Origin of the sequence: Hymenobacter crusticola (assembly GCF_002154225.1) — a bacterium.
Classification (GTDB): domain Bacteria; phylum Bacteroidota; class Bacteroidia; order Cytophagales; family Hymenobacteraceae; genus Hymenobacter; species Hymenobacter crusticola.
Window position 1 is genome coordinate 1 of record NZ_MTSE01000078.1, and the last position, 3723, is coordinate 3723.

The 3723-nt window shown below is 51.9% G+C and carries 3 protein-coding genes; all 3 read right to left on the minus strand.

Translation table 11 applies throughout. The annotated features are described in order from the left end of the window. Positions 1 to 185: 185 nt before the first annotated feature. Positions 186 to 416 (minus strand): hypothetical protein, encoded by a 231-nt coding sequence (locus BXP70_RS28810; protein ID WP_086597577.1) that lies wholly within the window; start codon positions 414 to 416, stop codon positions 186 to 188. 560 nt (positions 417 to 976) lie between these two features. Continuing rightward, positions 977 to 1123 (minus strand): hypothetical protein, encoded by a 147-nt coding sequence (locus tag BXP70_RS30145; protein WP_179197897.1) that lies wholly within the window; start codon positions 1121 to 1123, stop codon positions 977 to 979. Positions 1124 to 1161: 38 nt separating this feature from the next. After that, the coding region (locus BXP70_RS30150) for a coiled-coil domain-containing protein (protein ID WP_086597578.1) at positions 1162 to 3723 on the minus strand (2562 nt) is incomplete at its 5' end.

Below are 3723 nucleotides of genomic sequence, written 5' to 3' on the forward strand. Positions count from 1 at the left end.
AGGAGCCCTCAACCGGAACAAAAAAGGAAGAAGGCCGCAAGTACTACAGAATTTCACTAGGCTCCGCTATAGCTGGTGCTTCATGGTCCTATTCGTGCGCCAGAGGCTTGCCAAGCTAAAAGACCTTACAGCAATCCAGTACCAGCTCGTACGGTTCCTCCGCTAGCACGTTGGGCAGAACGGGATTAAGTATTTTGCCCGTTGGCACGGCAGTAGGCCTCTACCCAAGACCGCAGTATCGCTTCCGCTTGCTGCTGGTACCCTAGATCGTAGTAAAACCCGTGCACTAAGACTCGGGCATGGCCATTAAAAATGTAAAACGTCGTCTTGGGCTGCTGCTGCTCATTGAGGCGAAACAGCAGATAAATGGCGCATCCCTTATGCACCAGGCGGTAATTGTGTTGAACAGGTAGCATCACTAGTCATAACAGTAGCACTGGTAATAGTGGCCTGAATCATCGCGATGATCGGAGCCGAATAGAACAGGTGCTATCTAGAGTAACGTTTTGGATTAATACCTTAATGATACGAATCTAGTGTTGAGTTTACAAGTAAGGTTACCGGTTGCTGGCCAAAATCTTACGCTAGATTCATAGGCAGCAACCCACGCACGCTTGACAGTACATAACGTATTCAAGCCCACGCCTTGCCGCCCACAGAGAACGCGCCAAGTAAAGGGCGTAGAAGTTGTCAGCCTGCTGGTAATCTGTATAGTGAGTGCGTAGCTAGCCGATCCGCCCAGTAGCCATGTCACGTAGGTAGGGTACAGGCGTTCACGGAAATACTCCGCTTCGCCGTACGCTTGCGCATGGCTTCGGCTACTTCCGCTGCGGGTATCGCGGCTGCCTTGGAAAGGCAGGCGAGCGGTTGATTGGAAAACGCACAATACCCCAACCGCCCCGGCTAAGAAAGCTCGGTCGGCACGAAGAACTCGCTCAACTGCTGGACCGCGTAAGGCCACATCCGCGGGACCCTCTCAGAAACGGAAGGCTGCGTGTTCCAGGACCTGCTCTTGGAAGGCTGGGTCGAGCTGGGAGTACCAGACCACGCCGCCGCGGGCCCGGCGAAAGTCCGTGTATAAGCTCTCGCCCACGGGCTTGCCCCACACGGTGACTATCAGCATGTCAATTCGCGAGGCAACACTACCTTTCAACGCTACAGCTAACCTTTCAGCCCTAGCTTGGTGAGGCGGCCTTTCATCTCACGGGTGAGGTTACCGGCTTGTTTGGTTATCTCGACCACTCCTTGTGGGCTGATATCCCACGTCTTACTCTTTTGGTTTTTTAGAGCCTGTACCACTTTCTCCGCTCCCGCAATGGAGGCTCGCTTCATCAGGTCTTCTAGCTGCTTGGCATCCAGTCCGGCCAAGGGGCTGTTTTTGCTTTGCAACACTGCGGTGGCTTGTTGAAACGAAACCATTACGGCGAACGGAGACGTCTGGTGTCGTTCAGCCGTGCGCAGGATTTCGCGCGTTCGTTCGGCCGTGTGCACCTCGTCTCCCTGCTGTAAGTAAGTAATCGAAGGTTTCTCCACTAATCGAGCCCCTCCGGACTTGCCCGTAATTAACTCCGGACCGCGTTCGGCTACTTGCGCCCATTCCGACGGGCCGTCTTTCCGTCCCTTGAAATATTGGGGAAGAGGGGCGGCTTTCACGGCGGCTAGTTGGAGTAATCCACTTCCCGCGGCCAGGGCCACGAACGGGATAGCGGCCGGCGTGAAGCCATAAAACGCTAAGGTTTTCGCGACCGAGATAGCCGTGTTAATCAGGATTTGGAAGATAGCAGCTTGCTGATCGTCCTTGGCGGCTTTCTTTTTGGCCGCCCGGATTTTCTTGTCAAAGTCTGCTTCGATCTGCGAGCGTAGTTCGGCGTTATCCCCGGCGATGCTTACTTCCCGTTCTTTAGCTTCTTCCAGGTCTTGAATGCGTTTTTGGTCGTACTGCTGACGAATAGAGAAGAAAGCTTGCTCGGCTTCAATGGCGAAGTCAACACTGCGTCCAATCAAATCCTGCCGCCGCTGTTCGTCGTCTTCTTGATTCTTGCGGTCGATCTCGCGTTGGGCGTCGTTCTTATCGTTGAACTTCTTAATGTTATCATTCAGGCGTTGGATGGTTTTGTCACTGGAGGTGGCAATATCATCCTGCCCTTTCAAGAATTGTTTGGTATCAATCCCTACTACTTTGAACTCAATCGGCTCTAATTTTAGTTGCTCTTGAATATCCCGGTTGATCTGAAAGACCTTGCCTTTAAAGGCTCGCATATCTTGGTCAACCTTCGCAAAGTATTCCCCTTGGGCGTCTTGGCGTTCTGCGTAGGACTTCTTTTCGTTACTCAGTACCCGCTCAAGCCCTTCGCGGGCATCCGCATCAGCGGCTAGTCGCTCCTGCTGAGCAATCTCAAGGCGGATGCGTCCGCCTTCCCGTATGGCGTCGTTTATGGTGTCTTGCGTGCCGCGTACGCGCTCTTCGTAAATACCAGGTGTTATTTGTTGATCGTCGAATAGCTTGGCTTGTTCGGCTTGGAATTTCTTCGTGTCATCGACAACTGCTTTTTGATAGGCTAACTGGTTTTCGAGATCTTGCTTTCGCGCAAGCGCCCGCGCCTTGGTAGCCTTGTTAAGCGCGTCAGTTTCTGCATCAGGAGTATCCGTTCCCGCGTCAGCTACCGGGGGCTTTACCGGAGCATCTGAGAGCTTTTTAAGGGCTGCTAGGGCTTGGCTTCGCTTTAATTGCTCCTGTGCGAGTTGCTTGGTACTAGCTGCTAGTAAGCCCTGGATCCGGTTGAGCTCTCTAGCCGCATCAATTTGTTCTTTGGGGAAGTTGCGCCCATTCAATGAGTTTAATAAGGCATTGTTAGCCGCTGCATCTTGGACATTCTTTTGTCCTTCAGGGGTGAGGTTGAAGCGCGTTTTAAACGCTAGCTGGGCTTTATTGGCATCCTCCTGAAGTTGGGCGGTGCGCGTCTGCGTGCTGCGGATGTAAGCATCGTACGTTTTTACATCCGTTTCCAACCGTGTTCTATTGTTTGAAACCCGCTGTTTTTGGGAATCGATCTGTTTTTGAATGATCGCCGCTTCTGCCGTGCCAAACTGTACAATCAGCTTGTTCCGGGTTTCGGCTAGTTCGAGTTCTTGGGCCGCACTGCGCTTGGTGGTAGCAGATAGGGCGGTATAGCTATCGAGTAGCTTTTGCGTGGCCGAAGATTGCTCTTTAAGCTTGTTGGTATTTGCGACAATAGCGGTAGTATAGTCGCCTTGTTGCTTTTCTACAAGACCAAGTTTTTCTCTTAGATAGGCAATCCCATCTCCCAACTTTCGAAACCCACTAGCCAAGAACGCAATACGCTCTGCTGTTTCCCCAATCAATTCTTGGAACAAGGCTCCTAAGCCACTGTTGGTCGTTAGGTTTGTAAGGGAGTTTTTCAATTTGTCATAGTCGGCTGCGAGGTTGTTGTTCTTTATAGAAGCTTCGGCTGCCAACGAGGTGCCGTTCGCTAACTGTTCGTTAGCTATGCGTTGCCGGTCCGCGAATAGTTGGGTGTTCTGCGCAAGGGTAACAATAACGTTCTTAGCTTCCCCACTGCTTAACTTCAACGTGCCAAGTAACCGGCTGAGATCCGTCGTCGTCTTACCACCCGCGTTCAACCCTTTTAAGAACAGTTGCAGGGCTTGGTTGAAGTCAGTGTTGACTAATCGAGTGAACTCCTTGAGGGTAAGGTTGGAGTC

Coding starts and splice junctions, on each gene's coding strand:
- BXP70_RS28810 (WP_086597577.1), bottom strand. CDS start 416: ATGCTACCTGTTCAACACAATTACCGCCTGGTGCATAAGGGATGCGCC.
- BXP70_RS30145 (WP_179197897.1), bottom strand. CDS start 1,123: ATGCTGATAGTCACCGTGTGGGGCAAGCCCGTGGGCGAGAGCTTATAC.